This is a genomic window from Qipengyuania sp. YIM B01966 (genome assembly GCF_016461955.1).
Classification (GTDB): Bacteria; Pseudomonadota; Alphaproteobacteria; order Sphingomonadales; family Sphingomonadaceae; genus QFOP01.
The window spans coordinates 1-15,751 of record NZ_JADMNM010000012.1 but is presented as its reverse complement, the minus strand read 5'-3'; the positions used below and the strand labels follow the sequence as shown (position 1 = coordinate 15,751).

Here is a 15,751-nt window from a genome sequence, read left to right as displayed (position 1 = left end):
CGCTTTCCCCTACCGCCGGCGCATGGTCAGCCCCGCCCCTCCGCGCATCTGGACCGCCGCACTGATCGTCATCGGCGACGAAATCCTTTCGGGCCGCACGCATGACAAGAACATCGCCCAGGTGGCGAGCTGGCTGCAGGTGCAGGGTATCCGCCTCGCCGAGGTGCGCGTGGTGGCCGATGTCGCCGCCCGTATCATCGCGGCGCTCGACGCGCTGCGGGCCGAGAACGATTACGTTTTCACCACCGGCGGGATCGGGCCGACGCATGACGACATCACCGTCGATGCCGTGGCCGAGGCGCTGGGCGTGCCGGTGGTCATCCATCCCCAGGCGCGCGCGATCCTCGAGCGCTATTACGCGGACAAGGGCGGGCTTAACGAAGGCCGGTTGCGGATGGCGCGGGTGCCCGAGGGGGCGGAGCTCATCCCCAACCGGATGTCGGGCGCGCCGGGCATCCGGCTGGGCAATCTGTTCCTGATGGCCGGCGTGCCGCATATCACCGCCGGGATGCTCGACGCGCTGACCGGCCAGCTTGAAGGCGGTGCGCCGCTGCTCAGCGAAACGCTGGGCGGGTTCATCCCTGAAAGCGAAGTCGCCGATCTGCTGCGCACGGTCGAGCGGGCGCACGAACAATGCCAGATCGGCTCCTATCCGTTCTTCCGCGAAGGGCGGGTCGGGGCCAATTTTGTGATCCGTTCGACCGATGCCGGGGAACTGGCGGCCTGCGTTGACAGTCTATCGGCTGGGCTGGCCGAAGCCGGCTGGGATTTTACCCCCGGCGGCATCTGACAGCGCTTCGCCCGCTTCGGGCAGAAGGAACGCGCGATGATCGAATTACCCGGGATGCAAGCGTTCGATATCCTGCCGCATTTTGTCGCGCTGATAATCGCGTTTCTGCTCGCACTGCCGATCGGTTGGAACCGTGAACGCGAAGATCGTAGTGCAGGTCTGCGCACTTTCCCGCTCGTGGCGGTGGCCAGTTGCGGCTTTGTCCAGGCAGCCGAAAGTTTCGCCCTGGACGAGGGCGAGGTCATGACTGGCGTGCTCGAGGGCCTCATCACCGGCGTCGGCTTTATTGGCGGCGGGGCGATCCTCAAGCATGGCACCTCGGTCCTCGGCACGGCCACGGCGGCGAGCCTGTGGGTGACGGGGGCAATCGGCGTGGCGGTCGGGCTTGGCGCGCTGGACGTGGCGGTGACGCTGGCGGCGCTGACGGCGATCACGCTGTTCGTGATCTCGCCGCTTTCCAGCCATCGCGGCGATGTGGTGGCGCAGCAGAAAAACGGTCTCGATCAAGGCGCCGACGAAGCGAACGACCCCGATCAGGCGGACGGATAAGGCATAAGCAAAAGGCCGGAAGGATTGCTCCTCCCGGCCCGTGCGTTTGACTCGCCCCACCGGACTGTCAGGTCCGTTTGAGGCGCAACCAGATTAAGCGCCTTCGACCTCGGCGGTGTCGAGCTTGAGGCCCGGGCCCATCGTGCTGGTGAGCGAGATCTTGCGGACATATTTGCCCTTGGCCCCGCTCGGCTTGGCCTTGACCACAGCGTCGGTCAGCGCCTTGAAATTGGCCTTCAGCGCATCGTCCGAGAACGACAGCTTGCCGATGCCCGAATGGATGATGCCCTGCTTCTCGACGCGGAATTCGACCTGGCCGCCCTTGGCATCCTTGACCGCCTGTTCGACATTCGGGGTCACCGTGCCTAGCTTCGGGTTCGGCATCAGCCCCTTGGGGCCGAGCACCTTGCCCAGCCGGCCGACGACGCCCATCATGTCGGGCGTGGCAATGACGCGGTCGTAATCGAGATTGCCGGCCTGCATGTCTTCCATCAGGTCCTCGGCGCCGACCTTGTCGGCCCCGGCGGCGAGCGCCTTTTCGGCATTGTCGCCGCGCGCGAACACCGCGACGCGGGCGGTCTTGCCGGTGCCCGACGGCAGCGAAACCATCCCGCGGACCATCTGGTCGGCATGACGCGGATCAACGCCCAAGTTCATCGCAACCTCGACGGTTTCGTCGAACTTCTTGCTGGCGATGTCGCGCAACAAAGTCAGCGCCTCGTCAAAGCCGTAAAAGGCTTCGGCATCGAGCCGTTCATTGAGGGCCTTCGCCTTCTTGGAAACGTGTGCCATTGTGTCAGCCCTCCACCACTTCGAGGCCCATCGAACGGGCGCTGCCTTCGATGATCTTCATCGCCTGATCGATGTCGTTGGCGTTGAGATCAGCCATCTTGGTTTCGGCGATTTCACGCACCTGCGCGCGGCTGACCGAACCGGCCGACACCTTGCCCGGCTCCTTCGAACCCGACGACAGCTTGGCGGCTTTCTTCAAAAGAAAGCTCGCCGGCGGAGTCTTGGTGACAAAGCTGAACGAACGGTCGGCATAGACGGTGATGACCGTCGGGATCGGCGCGCTCTTTTCAAGGTCCTGCGTGGCGGCGTTGAACGCCTTGCAGAATTCCATGATGTTGACGCCGCGCTGGCCCAGCGCCGGGCCGATCGGGGGTGACGGATTGGCGGCGCCCGCGGGCACCTGCAGCTTGATGTAGCCGTCGATCTTCTTGGCCATTGCTGGCCTCCTTTCTCACTGTCGCGCCCGCGCCGGCAGGCCGGCAACGCACGCTCATGGTTAGCGGTCTGGCGGGCGGAGGCGATTGGCCCCGCCCTCCCGCATGGGTTCCCTCTTTCGGTGGGAAGCGGGGCCCATACCGAAACGGGCACGAATTGCAAGCTGTGCGCCGCCGAGGGGAACATCGGCCGCCAAGGGCGATTGTCTCGGTAACACACATGGAGAGAACGCATGAGCCATCACGACCACCATGAAGATGACGCCGAACTGAAGCGCGATTTCTGGAAGGCCCTCATTTCCGACAGGACGCTGATGCTCGGCGTTCAAGGCCATGAAGATGGCGCGACCCGCCCGATGACGGCGCAGGTGGATCAGCCCGACGGGGCCGACAAGGGCGATGGCGGAACGATCTATTTCTTCGCTTCGAAGAACGAGGGCGTTGGCGCGGCTCTGGGCGCCGGCAGCGACCGGGCCATTGCCTCGTTCCAGTCGAAGGATCATGGGATCTTTGCGTCGATCAATGGCCGGCTGGTGGCCCATAACGATCGCGCCACGATCGAACGCCTGTGGTCGCCCTTTGCGGCGATGTATTACAAGGACGGCAAGGAAGACCCCAACCTGCTGCTGATCCGCTTTGACACCGAGAGCGCCGATCTGTGGCGGTCGGACACAAGCGGATTTTTGAAGGCGGCGGCCTACAAGCTGATCGGCAAGGATGCCGGCCAATTAAACCCGGAAGATCGCGCCGAAGTCGCTCTGTAAGGACCGCTCTGGCAACGAAAAGGCGCCGCTCCCGGAAAGGGGGCGGCGCCTTTTTTGTGCGCTTAAATAAGCGCGTTTACTTGACCAGTTCGACCTGTTCGAAATCGAGTTCGACCGGCGTTGCACGGCCGAAGATCGACACGCTGACCTTGACCTTCTGCTTGTCGAAATCGAGCTCTTCGACCACCCCGTTGAAGCTGGCGAACGGGCCGTCGAGCACCTTGACGCTGTCGCCGATTTCGTAATCGACATTGACGTGCTTCTTGGGCGCGGCCTTGGCCTCTTCCACCCCGCCGAAATACCGCGCGGCCTCGCGTTCCGAGATCGGCTGCGGCTTCTGGCCCGAACCGAGGAAGCCGGTGACCTTGGGGGTATTCTTCACCAGGTGATACACATCGTCGGTCAGGGTCAGCTTGGCGAGCACATAGCCGGGCATGAACTTGCGTTCTGTCTGCACCTTTTTGCCGCGCTTGACCTCGGTGACGGTTTCGGTCGGCACTTCGACCGCTTCGACCGCATCCGACAGGCCGAGCCGCTCGGCTTCGGCGATGATCGAATCGCGCACCTTGTTCTCGAAGCCGGAATAGGCGTGGATGATGTACCAGCGGGCCATGGATGATCCTGTATTCGGGTGAGGTGAGGGCCGCTCAGGCCAGCGACAGCAGCCATTGCATGACCGCGCCGAACAGCGTGTCGATGCCAAGGAAAAAGACGGACAGCAGTACCATCAGGATGGCGACGAAGATCGCCGTGGTGACCGTTTCCTGCCGCGTCGGCCAGACGACCTTGCGCCCTTCGCTGCGGACCTGGCGGATGAATTCGCCGGGACTGGTCTTGGTATCGCTGTCGGCCATGTGCCTCTCGCCTGCTCGAATCGCTTCAGTGCCGCCTGCCGGATAGGGCCTATCGCCGCCCCGGCCGAGGCCGGGAGGGGCTGATAAGGTTTCCGATGTCGGAAGACAGCGCCGCATCTAGGCGGCGAGTGCGGCAAAATCAAGCAAGCGGTAGCGCGGCGCCTTGCCGCCCGGCGGCACCGACAGGTTCAGGCCCGGCCGATTAGGCGTTCGACCAGCCGGTCCCAGCGGTTCTGCTGTTCCATCGGCTGAATGCGGCCGAACTGGCGCATCCGCAGCGACGGGTCGGAATAAGGGCGCGGCGAGGCCCAGCGGTCAGGTGTGCTGCTGCGGAAGGAATAGCTCGACATGGCACGCTCCATCACGAACGGGGCAATCACCGTCCGTCGTGGATAACGCTCAATCCGTCGCAATGTTCCGAGAGCGGCACCTGGCAGGAGTGGCAGGATTCGAACCCGCGGCCCTCGGTTTTGGAGACCGATGCTCTACCAGCTGAGCTACACTCCTCCAGGCGAAGGCGCATCTAGAAGCGCACCGCCCGCTTGGCAAGGCGGTTGCACCGCACGCGGCGCTCGGCAGCGGGCGCGCCGGGTGCTAGCAGGCTGGTACCATGCACGGTTCCCACCCCCCGCCGATCGCGCCCGACCTGCTGCTGCAAGCGTATCGCCTCGGCATCTTCCCGATGAGCGACGCGCGCGACGACCCCGACATTTTCTGGGTCGAACCCAAGCGCCGGGCGATCATCCCGCTCGACCGCTTTCGCCCTTCGCGCTCGCTGGCCAAGGCTATCCGGCAGGATCGCTACCGCGTGACGCTTGACGAGGATTTCGACGGAGTCATCGCCGCGTGCGCCTCGCCGCGCGCCGACCACGCGGAAAGCTGGATCAGCCAGCGCATCGCCGCGTCCTATCGCCTGCTGCACGCCGCCGGGCACGCCCATTCGGTCGAATGCTGGGACGGCGAGCGGCTGGTCGGCGGGCTTTATGGTGTCGCGTTCGACCGGGTATTTTGCGGCGAATCGATGTTTGCGCGGGCCGACAATGCCTCAAAGGTCGCGCTCGCCTGGCTCGTGGCGGCGCTGCGGCGGGCAGGTTTCACCCTGCTCGACTGCCAATTCATGACCGCGCATCTGGCGACGCTCGGCGCGATCGAGCTGGCGCAGGCTGATTACGTCTCGTTGCTGGACGTCGCCCGCTCGGCTCCGCCGGCCTGTTCGCTGGCCGAGGCTTTTGGCGAGCTGGCGGGGCGCGGCGATGGCTTAGCTCGCTCATCCCCTGCGTCGCCCGATGCTGCCGGCGCTGGTGCATCCTCCTCGCCCGGGAAGCGCATTTTGCAGTCCTTGACCCAGACGTCATAAATCGGGTGTTCGACCACGTTGAGGCTGGGCGAATTCTTGAACAGCCAGCCGGAAAACACCCGCGGCCAATTGGCGTCCTCGGCGCTGCCCGGCTTCCTCACAAACACCTGCACGAACGCGCCGGTCTCGCGCGGCATCTCCCACGGCGCGGTCCGCTCGCAGGCGGCGAGGCGGAGGACGACGTCGCCCACGCGGCGCTGTTCACCCGGCTTGATCACCAGGTCCTGCGACAGGTTGTTGCGCTTGTTGAGCAGGCCGAGCACCGCTTCGCGCTCGGCCATCGGGGTGCCCGGCTGTTCGGTCGCTCCGGCGGCGGGCGTGCTCGCCGCGCGCGGTGCTGCCGTGCGCAAAGCCGCGGGCACCTCGGTCGAGGTCGGGCGCGGTTCGGGCGCCTCGCGGCCCGAACAACCGGCCAGCGTCGCCAGCGCACCGGCAAGCAGAGCGGGGCGCCGCCGCATGGTCAGGCGTCCGGCGACCAGGCTTCGTAATCGCCGGTGGCGCGGGCGCGCTGCCCGCCGCGTTCGAGCGCGCCTAGCGGGCGATAGGCCGAAGGCGTGCCGGTGACGTTGGGGGTGTAATCGACCTCCCAGATGCGCGGCGGCGGGAGATTGCTCTCGGGCACATCGGTGCCGGCGCCGTGCAGCCAGCCATGCCATTCGGCCGGCACGCGGCTGGCATCGTTGGCGCCCTGATAGATCACCCAGCGCCGTTCGCGCCCGTCGGGGCCGGGCTTGCGGCTGCGGAAATAGCGGTTGCCCGAAGCGTCGGTGCCGACCTGCTCGCCGTGCCGGCGGCTGTGGAGGAGGGTGCCGATCGTGGCCCCGTCCCACCAGGTGAAAATCTTGCCGAGGAATGACATGGCCGCGCGGTTAGCGCATCGCGCGCGCAGCGCCAAGCGCGAAGCGCCAACCACAGTGCGCGAAACGCGTGAAACCGCGCGCTACCAGGCGACCCGGTCGCCCGCGCGAATGCCGAGCTGCGCCGCGCGCCCGCCGGGAATCTCCAGCACCGCGATGGCCGCGCCTTCGGACAGTACCGGGTCGCGCGAATAGGGCACGGTAATGGCGGCGATATTGGCGATCCGCCCGCCTTCGGCGATGAAGATGATATCGAGCGGGAGCGGGGTGTTCTTCATCCAGAAGCTGAGCTGGCCCGGCGTGCGATAGGGGAAGATCATCCCCTCATCGGGACCCAGCGCGGTGCGGAACATCAGCCCGCGCGCCTGCTCCTGCGGGCTCGCGGCGACTTCCACCCGGAACGCATGGGCGCGCCCACCGGCGCTGGTTATGGTCAGCGGGATGACCGGCAGGCCCGAGACGGCGTGCGTCGCCGCCAAGCTGGTTGCCGGCGCTGGTGACGATTGCGTCGCTGCTTGCGGCGAGCAGGCGGCGAGCGTCAGCCCGGCCGCGCCCGCGATCATTAGCCTCAACCACCCCATCAATCCCACTCCCCGCGCTGCGGCCCATCCTCGGCGCCTTCGCCCACCCATTCGTCGAGCGCCTCGGCCGATGGCGCATCCAATACATGACGTGCGTCGGCAAAGCCATGCCCGGCGCGCAGCATGGCGGCGAGCTGCTTGTCGCGCCGCGCCGGATCATTGGCCAGCTCGCCAAACGGGCCAAACCGCCGCCGCCGGGCGAGCGCGACCACCGCCGAGCGCCGGGCGGCCTCGTCAGGCGCCACTTCGGCGCGCAGGGTTTCGCCAATGCCCGCGCCAATCAGCGCCTGATCGACCCGCCGCGCGCCATAGCCGCGCCGCAGCAGCCCCTCGCCCTTGCTGCGCGCATAAGCGGCATCGTCGAGATAGCCGATCTCGGCATAGCGGGCAGCGAGCGCGGCAAGGTCGGGCGGCGGGCCGGCATCCTCGGCCCAGCCGCGTTCGCGCAGCTTGCGCGCGAGATAGGCGGTCAGCTTGCCCGAGGAGGTGGCAAAGCGCGCGACATAGGTCAGCGCCAGCTCTTCCAGCCGCCGCTGATCGAGCGGCATTGGTGGCCGGCGCTCGCCCCGTTCGCGCCGCCGCGCCCTATTGCCGTACCCCGTCATCGGCCATAATGGTGCCACACTCTCTGCCGAATGGGAAAGTTTCTGCGGGTGGCGCCGATAATCCGGCGCGCCTGCCGGGGGAGAGCCAAGCCATGCGCCGCCCGGCGCATCATGCACGGAACTTGCTACAACCATATGACTGACGCCGATTTGCTGCCGACGCCGAATGATTGCGCGCTGCCGCGCCGGCGCGCGGATTTCGCCACCTTCACCGAAGCGATGGATTATGCCGCGCGCTCGGAAAAAGGGCTCAATTTCAACGATGCGCGGGGCCAGTTAGCGGGGGTCTACCCCTATGCGCGGCTGCGCGAGGATGCGCTGGCAATGGCTGCGCGGCTGACCGATGCCGGCCTTGAACGCGGCGACCGGCTGGCGCTGGTGGCCGAGACCGGCCCCGAATTCGCCGCCCTGTTCTGCGGCGCGGTCTATGCCGGGATCTGGCCGGTGCCGCTGCCGCTGCCGACCACCTTTGGCGGCAAGGATTCCTATGTCGACCAATTGGCGGTCCAGCTCGCCAGTTCTGATCCCAAGCTGCTGATCTACCCGGCGGAAATCGGCGCGATGGCGCAGGCCGCGGCCGAGCGGCAGGGCTGCGAAGGGGTGGATTGGGAAAGCTTCGGCCAGCGCGAGACGACGCTGCGCACATTCCCGGCGCCGGCGCCCGACGATATCTGCTACCTGCAATATTCCAGCGGCTCGACCCGCTTCCCGACGGGCGTGGTGGTGACGCACGAGGCGCTGCTCAACAACCTTGCCGGCCATGCCCATGCGATGGATGTGGGCGACAATGAGCGCGTGGTCAGCTGGCTGCCCTGGTATCACGATATGGGCCTGGTCGGCTGCTTCCTGTCGCCGATCGCCAACCAGATGTCGGTCGACTATCTCAAGACCGAACATTTCGCCCGCCGCCCGCTGGCCTGGCTCGATTTGATCAGCCGCAATCAGGGCGCCACGCTCTCGTACTCGCCGACCTTCGGGTATGACATCTGCGCGCGGCGGATTTCGAGCCAGAGCAATGTCGCCGAACGGTTCGACCTGTCGCGCTGGCGCACTGCGGGCAACGGGGCCGACATGATCCGCCCCGACGTGATGCAGTGCTTCGTCAATGCCTTTGCCGATGCGGGATTCAAGGCGCGCGCCTTCACCCCCAGCTACGGCCTCGCCGAAGCGACGCTGGCCGTCACCGTGATGCCGCCGGGCGAAGGGATCCGCGCCGAGCTGGTCGAGGAAGAGCGCCTGTCGGGCACCCCGCGCGATCTCAGCCGGCCGGCGCGCTACCGCGCGATCGTCAATTGCGGCAAGCCGGTCAAGGACATGGAGGTCGAGGTCCGGGCCGAGGACGGCGCCGCGCGCGGCGACCACCAGATCGGCAAGGTCTGGTGCCGCGGGCCCAGCGTGATGCACTCCTATTTCCGCAATCAGGAAGCGACCGACGCGGCGCTGGTGCCAAGTGAAGACGGCAAGGGAGCCTGGCTCGATACGGGCGACATGGGCTACATGGCCAAGGGCTATCTGTTCATCGTCGGCCGGGCGAAGGACATGATCATCATCAACGGCAAGAACCACTGGCCGCAGGACATCGAATGGGCGGTGGAACAGCTGCCCGGCTTCAACCACGGCGATATCGCGGCCTTCTCGGTCGAGACGGAGACGGGCGAGGAAGCGCCGGCGGTGCTGGTCCATTGCCGCGTTTCCGACCCCGAGGAGCGGCTAAAACTGCGCGAACAGATCCGCGACAAGGTGCGCTCGATCACCGGGATGAACTGCGTGGTCGAACTGGTCCCGCCGCGCACCCTGCCGCGCACCAGCAGCGGCAAGCTGAGCCGCGCCAAGGCGAAACGGATGTATCTCGGCGGGGAGCTGGTCCCGATCGATCTCGCCGCCTGAAGGGCGGCGCAAGAGCGCTATCCAACAAAACGCAAGCAGGGCCGTTTCAAGCCCCGTACAGACGCTTTCCTACATTGCCGCCGGGGTAGCCCAGCGGGCCTGCATTTGCGCCCCACCGGCCTCGCCTGAGGCGGCCACGCCCGTTTCCCCCAGCCGTTCGAGGGCGCGCTGCCGCGTCGCCGGGGTTCCGCCGCTCAGCACCACCGGCAAACCGGTGCGGGTACCGGCCCAAGCTATGAGCGCGAGCGCTTCGGAGCCCGCTTCGCTGGGCTCCGCGCCGTCGAATGCGATCGCCGGCAAGGCGGCCGGCGGCGGCACCAGCTCTATCCGCCAGCCTTCGCCCCGCTCGCCCAGTTGCGCCACCACCCGCTGTTCAAGCGCGCGATAGGTCGCCAGCCCCGCGCCGGGTATCGCTTGCGCGCGCGCCACCGCGCGCCGCTGCGCCGGATCGACCAGCACCTCGCTCTCCTCCACCCCGGCGACGAGTGCCAGCGCCTTGGCCAATTGCCGTGCATCTGCGGCCGAACGCTCGGTGCTGCGTGCCTCGGCCAGTTGCGCCGCCTCGGCCGCGCTGGCCGATGTTCCCACCTGATACTGGGTGAGCGACAGATCGACCGCCCGGCCCAGCTTTGCCGCCAGTCCCTGCTCGGCCTCGCTTTCCGCCCCGGGCTGCAATTGCGGAGTCAGCACGGTCGCGGATATGGCGACCGGATCGGTGTCGTACTGGACGTCGAACCCCGACAGACGCGACTTGTTACCGAACCGCTCCATCAAGGTGCTCTCGATCGTGCGCGAGGCCTGCGATTCCCAGGCGATCTGGCGCAATGCGATGCCGAGCGGCACCGCCAGCGCGAGCAGTGCAATTACGATAAGCGCATTCTGCGCGCGCGACTGCCGTTCGGATAGAGCGGTCGTGAACCCGTACAGCCGCGCCATCACCGCCGCGGTCAGTGCGATCGCCACAAGGTTGGTGACGAACAGCAGCAGCGCGCCCGAAAACACCGTCCAGTTGAGCGTCGCCAGCCCGAACCCGACAACCGCCAGCGGCGGCATCAGCGCCGTAGCGATCGCCACCCCGACCACCGCCCCTTCGCGCCCGCGGATCAGTGCGTATGCACCCGCCATTCCCGAAAACAGCGCTACCAGCAAATCGAACAGGTTTGGCCGGGTCCGCGCGGCAATTTCGCTGGTGACCGTCTTGAGCGGTGAAAGCCACACGATCAGCGCACAGAACGCGACCCCAAGCAGCGCCCCGACGGCGATGGAGCGGGCGCACTTGCGGAGCCAGACATAATCGCCCGTCGCCATGGCAAAGCCGAGCCCGATGATCGGGCCCATCAACGGCGCGATCAGCATTGCCCCGATGACCACCGCTGGCGAAGACAGGATGAGGCCAAGGATTGCGATGCCCGCCGACATCAGCGTCATGAACACGAAGCGTGCCGACGGATCGGCATCTTCGCGGCGCAGTTCGACGATACCTTCCTGGTTCACCGTCCCGATGACCGAGGTGCGCCACCATTCGCTCAACTCGCGAATGGAGAAAGGGACTGGCCCGCGCGTACTTTCACTGGTCATGGCCGCCCCTTCGCCTCGTTCGGCTGGCGCCTTTACGCCGCCCCCTGCTCCGCGCCAAGTCTCCCGCGCGTTGCGCTTGAAAGCGGTGCCCTGCGCACCTAATACAGTTTCACGAGCAAGGGGATAGCTGATGGCCACCACGCAGACGACCACCGCGACCGACCTGGAACTGACGCTGACCCCGCCCGATCCGGTGCCGACGGTCGCGCCCGAAAAGGCCGCCGGGCTGGTCCCCGTGGCGGACGAGGTCCGCTCCAAGCTCGACGAGAAGGTCGATAGTTTCGTGGCCGATCTGCTGGCGCAGGATACCAATTCGCCCGAATTCGGCCGCAAGGTCGATCAGCTGACCCATATGGGGCGCAAGGAAATCGCCGCCGCCTCGCAAATGTCGAACCGCTTTCTCGACCGGCCGGTGCGGGCGATGGACAAGGATCAGGGCGTCGGCGCCAACCTTTCCGAACTGCGCCGCGTGGTCGAAGACCTCGACCCGGGCAAGCGCGGCAAGCTCACTACGCCGCGCAAGATCCTCGGCATCATCCCCTTCGGCAACAAGCTCAACACCTACTTCCGCAGCTATCAGAGCGCGCAGACGCACATCCAGTCGATCCTCGGCAATCTCGCCAGCGGCAAGGACGAGCTGCTGATGGACAATGCCGCGATCGACGTCGAGCGGCAGAAGCTGTGGGAGGCGATGGGTAATCTCGAGCAGATGATCCATATCAGCCGCGCGCTCGACACCAAGCTCGAGGAAAAGGCGCTCGAACTCGACGCGACCGACCCGGCCAAGGCCAAGACGATCCGCGAAACCGCGCTGTTCTACGTCCGCCAGCGCACACAGGATCTGCTGACGCAGATGGCGGTCAGCGTGCAGGGCTATCTCGCGCTCGACCTGGTGAAGAAGAACAATATCGAACTGGTCAAGGGCGTGGACCGCGCCAGCACCACCACGGTCGGCGCGCTGCGGACGGCGGTGACGGTGGCCGAGGCGATGACCAATCAGCGGCTGGTGCTGAACCAGATCACCGCGCTCAATTCGACCACCGCCGGGATCATCGATTCGACCAGCACCATGCTGCGCGACCAGACCGGCAAGATCCACGAACAGGCCGCCGCCAGCACGATCCCCTTGGAAACGCTGCAGCGCGCGTTCCAGAATATCTACGACACGATGGACGAGGTCGACAGCTTCAAGCTGCGCGCGCTCGATTCGATGAAGCAGACGGTCACCACCCTGTCGGCCGAGGTCGAGAAGTCGAAGGGCTATATCGCCCGCGCCGAAGGGCAGGCGCAGGCACAGGCGCGAGTCGAGGAAAGCGCGCTGTTGACCATCGAAGGCCGCTGAGCCGGTGGCCGACCTCTCCCGTGACAGCGACCGCGTGATCGGCGAGGCGCGCGCGCTGGTGGCCGACAACCGCGCCGGCGGCCGCCACCGCCGCGCGCGCGGCACGTCGATCGGCAACCAGAGCGCCAAGCTGAAGGCACGCCATTATGCGGCCAAGCTCAAGCGCATCCTGCTGGCTATCGGGGCGATCCTGATCGGCGCGATCGTGGCGGGGACGGTGCTGAACGGGATCGGCTTTGGCGGCATCGTACTGACCGTGCTGACCCTGATTTTCGCGATCGCGGTGTTCTCGGTCTATCCGCGAATGAAGGTGCCCGCGCGCGCCGACCTCAACAAAGGCGACGTCCAGCAAATGGTCGGCCGCACCGAACTGTGGCTCGAAGCGCAGCGGCCCGCGCTGCCGGCCCCGGCGGCCAAGATCGTCAGCGATATGGGCGTGCAGCTAGATGCGCTGGGTCTCCAGCTCGAGACGATCGACCAGAACCATCCCGCGGCGCGCGAGGTGCGCGCGCTGGTGGGCGAGCACCTTCCGCAGATGATCGATTCCTACCGCAAGGTGCCCGCCCATCTGCGCAGCGAGACGCGTGCGGGCAGTTCGCCCGACCAGCAGATCACCGAAGGGCTGGGCAAGATTTCGCGCGAGATCGACCACGTCACCCGGCAACTGGCCGATGGCGCGCTGGACGATCTTGCCGTGCGCGGCCGCTATCTCGATTACCGCTATGGCGAAGGGGGCGACGGCGCCCCCGCTCTGTCGCCCCCTGCCAAGGATACACACTGATGCGCGTGCCGATTCCCCACAACCTCGACAAGGACACCGTGCGCGAGCGGATGCGGACCCGCAGCCACAAGATCGCCGATAACATTCCAGGCGGGATGGCCGATGTCCAGACCAGCTGGCCGACCGAGGACCGGATGGCGATGGTTATCAACGCGATGGGCCAGGTCGTGCGCGGTCATGTCGATATCGAGGACAATCAGGTGGTGTTTCAGGTCGATCTGCCGCCGGCGCTGTCCTTCGTCGAACCGATGCTGCGCGGCGCGATCGAACAACAGGGTCAAAAGCTCATCACCAAGAGCTGAGCGCCTCAGGCGGCGCTGCGCACGACCAGCAACCTTGCCTCGGCGCCGGCTTTGGCGAGAGCGCCGTCCTGCAGCATTAGCACCTGTCCGGCGGCAGCGCAGATATTGCCCGCCGCCAGCGTTCCTGCCAGCACCATCACCAGCGCCGGCCCGGCAATCGCCGCCCCTCCGCTGCCCAGATGGTCGAGGATGAAGTGCGGGCCATCGACAAGGCGCAGATCGGCTTCCTTGGCGACGTGGCGGCGCAGCGCGGCGGGATGCGGTCGGCGGATCGCCACGCCCAGCGCCGCATCGAGGTGCAGCGGCCGCCCGCGCCCATAATCATAGAAGCGATAGGTCACATCGCTCGCTTGCTGGATTTCCGCCAGCACCAGCCCGGGCCCGATCGCGTGGATGGTGCCGGCAGGGAGATACAGGAAATCGCCCGGCTGCGCCTCATGCCAGGCAAGGAGCTGTTCGACACTGCCGTCGAGCGCCGCCTGCCGGAGCGTATTCTGCTCGACCTCGTCGACCAGCCCCACGCCCAGCCGCGCGCCTGGTTCGGCCGCCAGCACCAGCCAGCATTCGTCCTTGCCGCGCTCTCCAGCGGGCGCGGCATGGTCGGGCGGATGCACCTGCACCGAGAGCTTTTCCGAGGTGAACAGCAGCTTGGCGAGCAGATGATCCAGCGGCGGCGGCGGCGCGAACCAGACCTCGCCCAGCCGCTCGCCCACCGGCGCGACGAAGGGGGCGGGCGGCGCGGTGCGGCCCCATGGCGCGACGCGGGGGTCGGGCGGCAGCAGCAATGCGCCGGTCATTCCCCGCGCGCCCCCGGCAAGCGGCCGACCGCCTGCGCCCCCTCGGCCGAGGTGACCAGTACCTCGCCCCCGCGCACCACCACGATCACATTGTCCAGCCCGACAACCGAAACGCGCGGCCCGTCGCTATCGACCATGACATTGCGGCTGTCGGCCAGATCGGCCCGCCCGGCGACGTAATTCCCCGCTGCGTCGCTACCGCGCGCCTCGTGGAGCGCGCGCCAGCTGCCGATGTCGGACCAGCCCATTGCCGCCGGGACCATCGCGGCGTGGCCCGCGCCCTCCATCACCGCATAATCGACCGATTCCCCGGTGATGGCGGCAAATGGCGCGGGCGCGGGGTGGAACAGCGCCCCCTTCTGCTGTCCGGCGGCGACCGCTTCGGCCACCAGCGCGGCCATCTCCGGGCGCTGGCGGCCAAGTTCTGCCATGAACGCGCCAGCGGTGAAGGCGAACAGCCCGCCATTCCAGTCATACTGCCCGTCGGCCAGAAAGGCCTCGGCGCGGGCCTGGTCGGGCTTTTCGACGAACTGGTCGATCCGCCAAGCGCCTTCCCCCAACGGCGTCCCGCGCTTGAGATAGCCGTAACCGGTTTCCGCGCGGTCAGGCGTTATCCCGAAGGCGACCAGCCAGCCCTCGCGCGCCAGGCCTGCCGCGCGGATTGTCGCGGCGCGAAAGGCGACCTGGTCGGCGATATGGTGATCGCTCGGGCAGACCAGCATGACTGCTTCGGCCGGTAGCAGCGCGGCCGCCAGCGCGATGGCGGGCGCGGTGTTGCGGGCGGCAGGCTCGACCGCGATCCGCGCGTCCGCTTCCCCCGCTCCCCACCGCTCTTCGATCAGCCCGACGTGCGCCCCGCCCGCGACCACCAACGGCGGGGCGAACAGCGCCGGGTCTGCCGTGCGCGCCAGCGTCTGTTGGAACAGGCTGCTCTCGCCCAGCAGCGGCAGGAACGGCTTGGGCCGCGCCGGCGTGCTTGCCGGCCACAGCCGCGTGCCGCTGCCGCCGCACAGGATCACCGGATGGATGCGCGTATCAGTCACCGGCCGGCCCTAGCAGCGAGGCTTTGCCAAGCGGTTACCCGGCCCGCCCGCATCAGCCGGGCCGGAAATCGACGCGATAGCCATAGCGCGTCTCGACCGGGGTGCCGTCTGCGGTCTTGGCCGGGTTGAAGCGGATCTTCTGCATCACCAGCGGGCACACCCGCGCGGTCGCTTCCGCATCGACTTCGCTGCGCGCGACGCTGCAATCCTTCGCCCGGCCGTCGGTGGTAACGGTGAAGGATACGGTGACCGATTTGCCGAACCGGGTCTGCCGCCCGCCCGGCGGGGTCGGAAAATCGGCCGCGGTGTTAAGCTCGCCCGAACGGACCGAGGGACGCACGGCCACACCGCCGCCGCCCGCGCCCGTGCCCCCGCCGCCAGCGCCGCTGCCCTGCCCGCCCGCGCCCGTGCCGCTGCCGGCGCCGGCGGCACCCGTGC

General features: G+C 67.3%; 20 protein-coding genes, 1 tRNA gene and 1 pseudogene. 8 read left to right on the top strand and 14 right to left on the bottom strand.

Going from position 1 to position 15,751, the window contains the following annotated elements; translation table 11 throughout:
• Positions 1 to 22 precede the first annotated feature (22 nt).
• Both ILT46_RS11235 and ILT46_RS11230 read left to right on the top strand, forming a co-directional pair.
• Positions 23 to 790: a competence/damage-inducible protein A gene (locus ILT46_RS11235; RefSeq protein WP_199504741.1), complete on the top strand. Its 768-nt coding sequence runs from the start codon at positions 23 to 25 to the stop codon at positions 788 to 790.
• 36 nt (positions 791 to 826) lie between these two features.
• Complete coding sequence (locus tag ILT46_RS11230) at positions 827 to 1,339, top strand: MgtC/SapB family protein (RefSeq protein WP_233397215.1); 513 nt, start codon at positions 827 to 829, stop codon at positions 1,337 to 1,339.
• Positions 1,340 to 1,432: 93 nt separating this feature from the next.
• Here the strand turns inward: ILT46_RS11230 and rplA are convergent, their stop codons facing one another.
• Positions 1,433 to 2,131 carry a 50S ribosomal protein L1 gene (rplA, locus tag ILT46_RS11225; protein WP_199504740.1) on the bottom strand — a complete coding sequence of 233 codons (699 nt, stop codon included), beginning with the start codon at positions 2,129 to 2,131 and terminating at the stop codon, positions 1,433 to 1,435.
• 4 nt (positions 2,132 to 2,135) lie between these two features.
• On the bottom strand, positions 2,136 to 2,567 hold the full coding sequence (gene rplK, locus ILT46_RS11220) for a 50S ribosomal protein L11 (RefSeq protein ID WP_199504739.1): 432 nt from the start codon (positions 2,565 to 2,567) through the stop codon (positions 2,136 to 2,138).
• Between the two features lie 231 nt (positions 2,568 to 2,798).
• Here rplK and ILT46_RS11215 point away from each other — a divergent pair, with 231 nt between their 5' ends.
• The gene (locus ILT46_RS11215; RefSeq protein WP_199504738.1) at positions 2,799 to 3,329 is read left to right on the top strand and encodes a pyridoxamine 5'-phosphate oxidase family protein; all 531 of its coding nucleotides are present in this window, start codon (positions 2,799 to 2,801) and stop codon (positions 3,327 to 3,329) included.
• 76 nt (positions 3,330 to 3,405) lie between these two features.
• Here ILT46_RS11215 and nusG read toward each other — a convergent pair whose 3' ends face one another.
• From nusG to ILT46_RS11195, 4 genes are all read right to left on the bottom strand, one after another.
• Positions 3,406 to 3,942 carry a transcription termination/antitermination protein NusG gene (gene nusG, locus ILT46_RS11210; RefSeq protein ID WP_199504737.1) on the bottom strand — a complete coding sequence of 179 codons (537 nt, stop codon included), beginning with the start codon at positions 3,940 to 3,942 and terminating at the stop codon, positions 3,406 to 3,408.
• 34 nt (positions 3,943 to 3,976) lie between these two features.
• Positions 3,977 to 4,183 (bottom strand): preprotein translocase subunit SecE, encoded by a 207-nt coding sequence (gene secE / locus ILT46_RS11205; RefSeq protein WP_199504736.1) that lies wholly within the window; start codon positions 4,181 to 4,183, stop codon positions 3,977 to 3,979.
• Positions 4,184 to 4,371: 188 nt separating this feature from the next.
• On the bottom strand, positions 4,372 to 4,563 hold the full coding sequence (locus ILT46_RS11200; protein ID WP_199504771.1) for a hypothetical protein: 192 nt from the start codon (positions 4,561 to 4,563) through the stop codon (positions 4,372 to 4,374).
• A 51-nt stretch (positions 4,564 to 4,614) separates the two neighbouring features.
• Positions 4,615 to 4,690, bottom strand: a tRNA-Trp gene (locus tag ILT46_RS11195).
• Positions 4,691 to 4,793: 103 nt separating this feature from the next.
• On the opposite strand from ILT46_RS11195, the gene aat reads away from it, so the two are divergent.
• Positions 4,794 to 5,540 (top strand): leucyl/phenylalanyl-tRNA--protein transferase, encoded by a 747-nt coding sequence (gene aat / locus ILT46_RS11190; RefSeq protein WP_199504735.1) that lies wholly within the window; start codon positions 4,794 to 4,796, stop codon positions 5,538 to 5,540.
• Between the two features lie 35 nt (positions 5,541 to 5,575).
• Here the strand turns inward: aat and ILT46_RS12195 are convergent.
• The 4 genes and pseudogenes from ILT46_RS12195 to ILT46_RS11170 form a co-directional block, all read right to left on the bottom strand.
• Positions 5,576 to 5,821 (bottom strand): annotated as a pseudogene (locus tag ILT46_RS12195) (DUF2155 domain-containing protein); the annotation flags it as partial.
• A gap of 179 nt (positions 5,822 to 6,000) precedes the next feature.
• Positions 6,001 to 6,399: an NADH:ubiquinone oxidoreductase subunit NDUFA12 gene (locus ILT46_RS11180; RefSeq protein ID WP_199504734.1), complete on the bottom strand. Its 399-nt coding sequence runs from the start codon at positions 6,397 to 6,399 to the stop codon at positions 6,001 to 6,003.
• Positions 6,400 to 6,480: 81 nt separating this feature from the next.
• Positions 6,481 to 6,978, bottom strand: coding sequence for a DUF192 domain-containing protein (locus ILT46_RS11175; protein WP_199504733.1), 498 nt, complete (start codon positions 6,976 to 6,978; stop codon positions 6,481 to 6,483).
• A complete protein-coding gene (locus ILT46_RS11170) occupies positions 6,978 to 7,526 on the bottom strand; it encodes a regulatory protein RecX (RefSeq protein WP_233397214.1) in 549 nt (182 codons plus the stop codon). Before ILT46_RS11170 ends, ILT46_RS11175 begins: the two co-directional genes overlap by 1 nt.
• A gap of 192 nt (positions 7,527 to 7,718) precedes the next feature.
• Between ILT46_RS11170 and ILT46_RS11165 the strand changes: the two genes are divergently transcribed.
• The gene (locus ILT46_RS11165) at positions 7,719 to 9,470 is read left to right on the top strand and encodes a fatty acyl-AMP ligase (RefSeq protein WP_199504731.1); all 1,752 of its coding nucleotides are present in this window, start codon (positions 7,719 to 7,721) and stop codon (positions 9,468 to 9,470) included.
• 69 nt (positions 9,471 to 9,539) lie between these two features.
• Here ILT46_RS11165 and ILT46_RS11160 read toward each other — a convergent pair whose 3' ends face one another.
• The gene (locus ILT46_RS11160) at positions 9,540 to 11,048 is read right to left on the bottom strand and encodes a TIGR00341 family protein (RefSeq protein WP_199504730.1); all 1,509 of its coding nucleotides are present in this window, start codon (positions 11,046 to 11,048) and stop codon (positions 9,540 to 9,542) included.
• A 130-nt stretch (positions 11,049 to 11,178) separates the two neighbouring features.
• Between ILT46_RS11160 and ILT46_RS11155 the strand changes: the two genes are divergently transcribed.
• From ILT46_RS11155 to ILT46_RS11145, 3 genes are read left to right on the top strand one after another with little or no spacing between them, the layout of a single operon-like run.
• On the top strand, positions 11,179 to 12,390 hold the full coding sequence (locus tag ILT46_RS11155) for a toxic anion resistance protein (RefSeq protein ID WP_199504729.1): 1,212 nt from the start codon (positions 11,179 to 11,181) through the stop codon (positions 12,388 to 12,390).
• Positions 12,391 to 12,394: 4 nt separating this feature from the next.
• The gene (locus ILT46_RS11150) at positions 12,395 to 13,171 is read left to right on the top strand and encodes a hypothetical protein (protein WP_199504728.1); all 777 of its coding nucleotides are present in this window, start codon (positions 12,395 to 12,397) and stop codon (positions 13,169 to 13,171) included.
• Positions 13,171 to 13,473 (top strand): polyhydroxyalkanoic acid system family protein, encoded by a 303-nt coding sequence (locus ILT46_RS11145; RefSeq protein ID WP_199504727.1) that lies wholly within the window; start codon positions 13,171 to 13,173, stop codon positions 13,471 to 13,473. Before ILT46_RS11150 ends, ILT46_RS11145 begins: the two co-directional genes overlap by 1 nt.
• A 5-nt stretch (positions 13,474 to 13,478) precedes the next feature.
• Here ILT46_RS11145 and ILT46_RS11140 read toward each other — a convergent pair whose 3' ends face one another.
• From ILT46_RS11140 to ILT46_RS11130, 3 genes are all read right to left on the bottom strand, one after another.
• Positions 13,479 to 14,270, bottom strand: coding sequence for a class I mannose-6-phosphate isomerase (locus ILT46_RS11140; protein WP_199504726.1), 792 nt, complete (start codon positions 14,268 to 14,270; stop codon positions 13,479 to 13,481).
• Positions 14,267 to 15,313 (bottom strand): mannose-1-phosphate guanylyltransferase, encoded by a 1,047-nt coding sequence (locus ILT46_RS11135; protein WP_199504725.1) that lies wholly within the window; start codon positions 15,311 to 15,313, stop codon positions 14,267 to 14,269. The genes ILT46_RS11140 and ILT46_RS11135 overlap by 4 nt, the downstream gene beginning before the upstream one ends.
• Positions 15,314 to 15,365: 52 nt before the next feature.
• Positions 15,366 to 15,751: TonB family protein (locus tag ILT46_RS11130; RefSeq protein ID WP_199504724.1), on the bottom strand; the 386-nt coding region annotated here is incomplete at its 5' end.

Bases quoted from the DNA above. Each gene is read 5' to 3' on its own strand.
- ILT46_RS11235 (WP_199504741.1), top strand. From the start codon at position 23: ATGGTCAGCCCCGCCCCTCCGCGCATCTGGACCGCCGCACTGATCGTC.
- ILT46_RS11230 (WP_233397215.1), top strand. From the start codon at position 827: ATGATCGAATTACCCGGGATGCAAGCGTTCGATATCCTGCCGCATTTT.
- rplA (WP_199504740.1), bottom strand. From the start codon at position 2,131: ATGGCACACGTTTCCAAGAAGGCGAAGGCCCTCAATGAACGGCTCGAT.
- rplK (WP_199504739.1), bottom strand. From the start codon at position 2,567: ATGGCCAAGAAGATCGACGGCTACATCAAGCTGCAGGTGCCCGCGGGC.
- ILT46_RS11215 (WP_199504738.1), top strand. From the start codon at position 2,799: ATGAGCCATCACGACCACCATGAAGATGACGCCGAACTGAAGCGCGAT.
- nusG (WP_199504737.1), bottom strand. From the start codon at position 3,942: ATGGCCCGCTGGTACATCATCCACGCCTATTCCGGCTTCGAGAACAAG.
- secE (WP_199504736.1), bottom strand. From the start codon at position 4,183: ATGGCCGACAGCGATACCAAGACCAGTCCCGGCGAATTCATCCGCCAG.
- aat (WP_199504735.1), top strand. From the start codon at position 4,794: ATGCACGGTTCCCACCCCCCGCCGATCGCGCCCGACCTGCTGCTGCAA.
- ILT46_RS11180 (WP_199504734.1), bottom strand. From the start codon at position 6,399: ATGTCATTCCTCGGCAAGATTTTCACCTGGTGGGACGGGGCCACGATC.
- ILT46_RS11175 (WP_199504733.1), bottom strand. From the start codon at position 6,978: ATGGGGTGGTTGAGGCTAATGATCGCGGGCGCGGCCGGGCTGACGCTC.
- ILT46_RS11170 (WP_233397214.1), bottom strand. From the start codon at position 7,526: ATGCCGCTCGATCAGCGGCGGCTGGAAGAGCTGGCGCTGACCTATGTC.
- ILT46_RS11165 (WP_199504731.1), top strand. From the start codon at position 7,719: ATGACTGACGCCGATTTGCTGCCGACGCCGAATGATTGCGCGCTGCCG.
- ILT46_RS11160 (WP_199504730.1), bottom strand. From the start codon at position 11,048: ATGACCAGTGAAAGTACGCGCGGGCCAGTCCCTTTCTCCATTCGCGAG.
- ILT46_RS11155 (WP_199504729.1), top strand. From the start codon at position 11,179: ATGGCCACCACGCAGACGACCACCGCGACCGACCTGGAACTGACGCTG.
- ILT46_RS11145 (WP_199504727.1), top strand. From the start codon at position 13,171: ATGCGCGTGCCGATTCCCCACAACCTCGACAAGGACACCGTGCGCGAG.
- ILT46_RS11140 (WP_199504726.1), bottom strand. From the start codon at position 14,270: ATGACCGGCGCATTGCTGCTGCCGCCCGACCCCCGCGTCGCGCCATGG.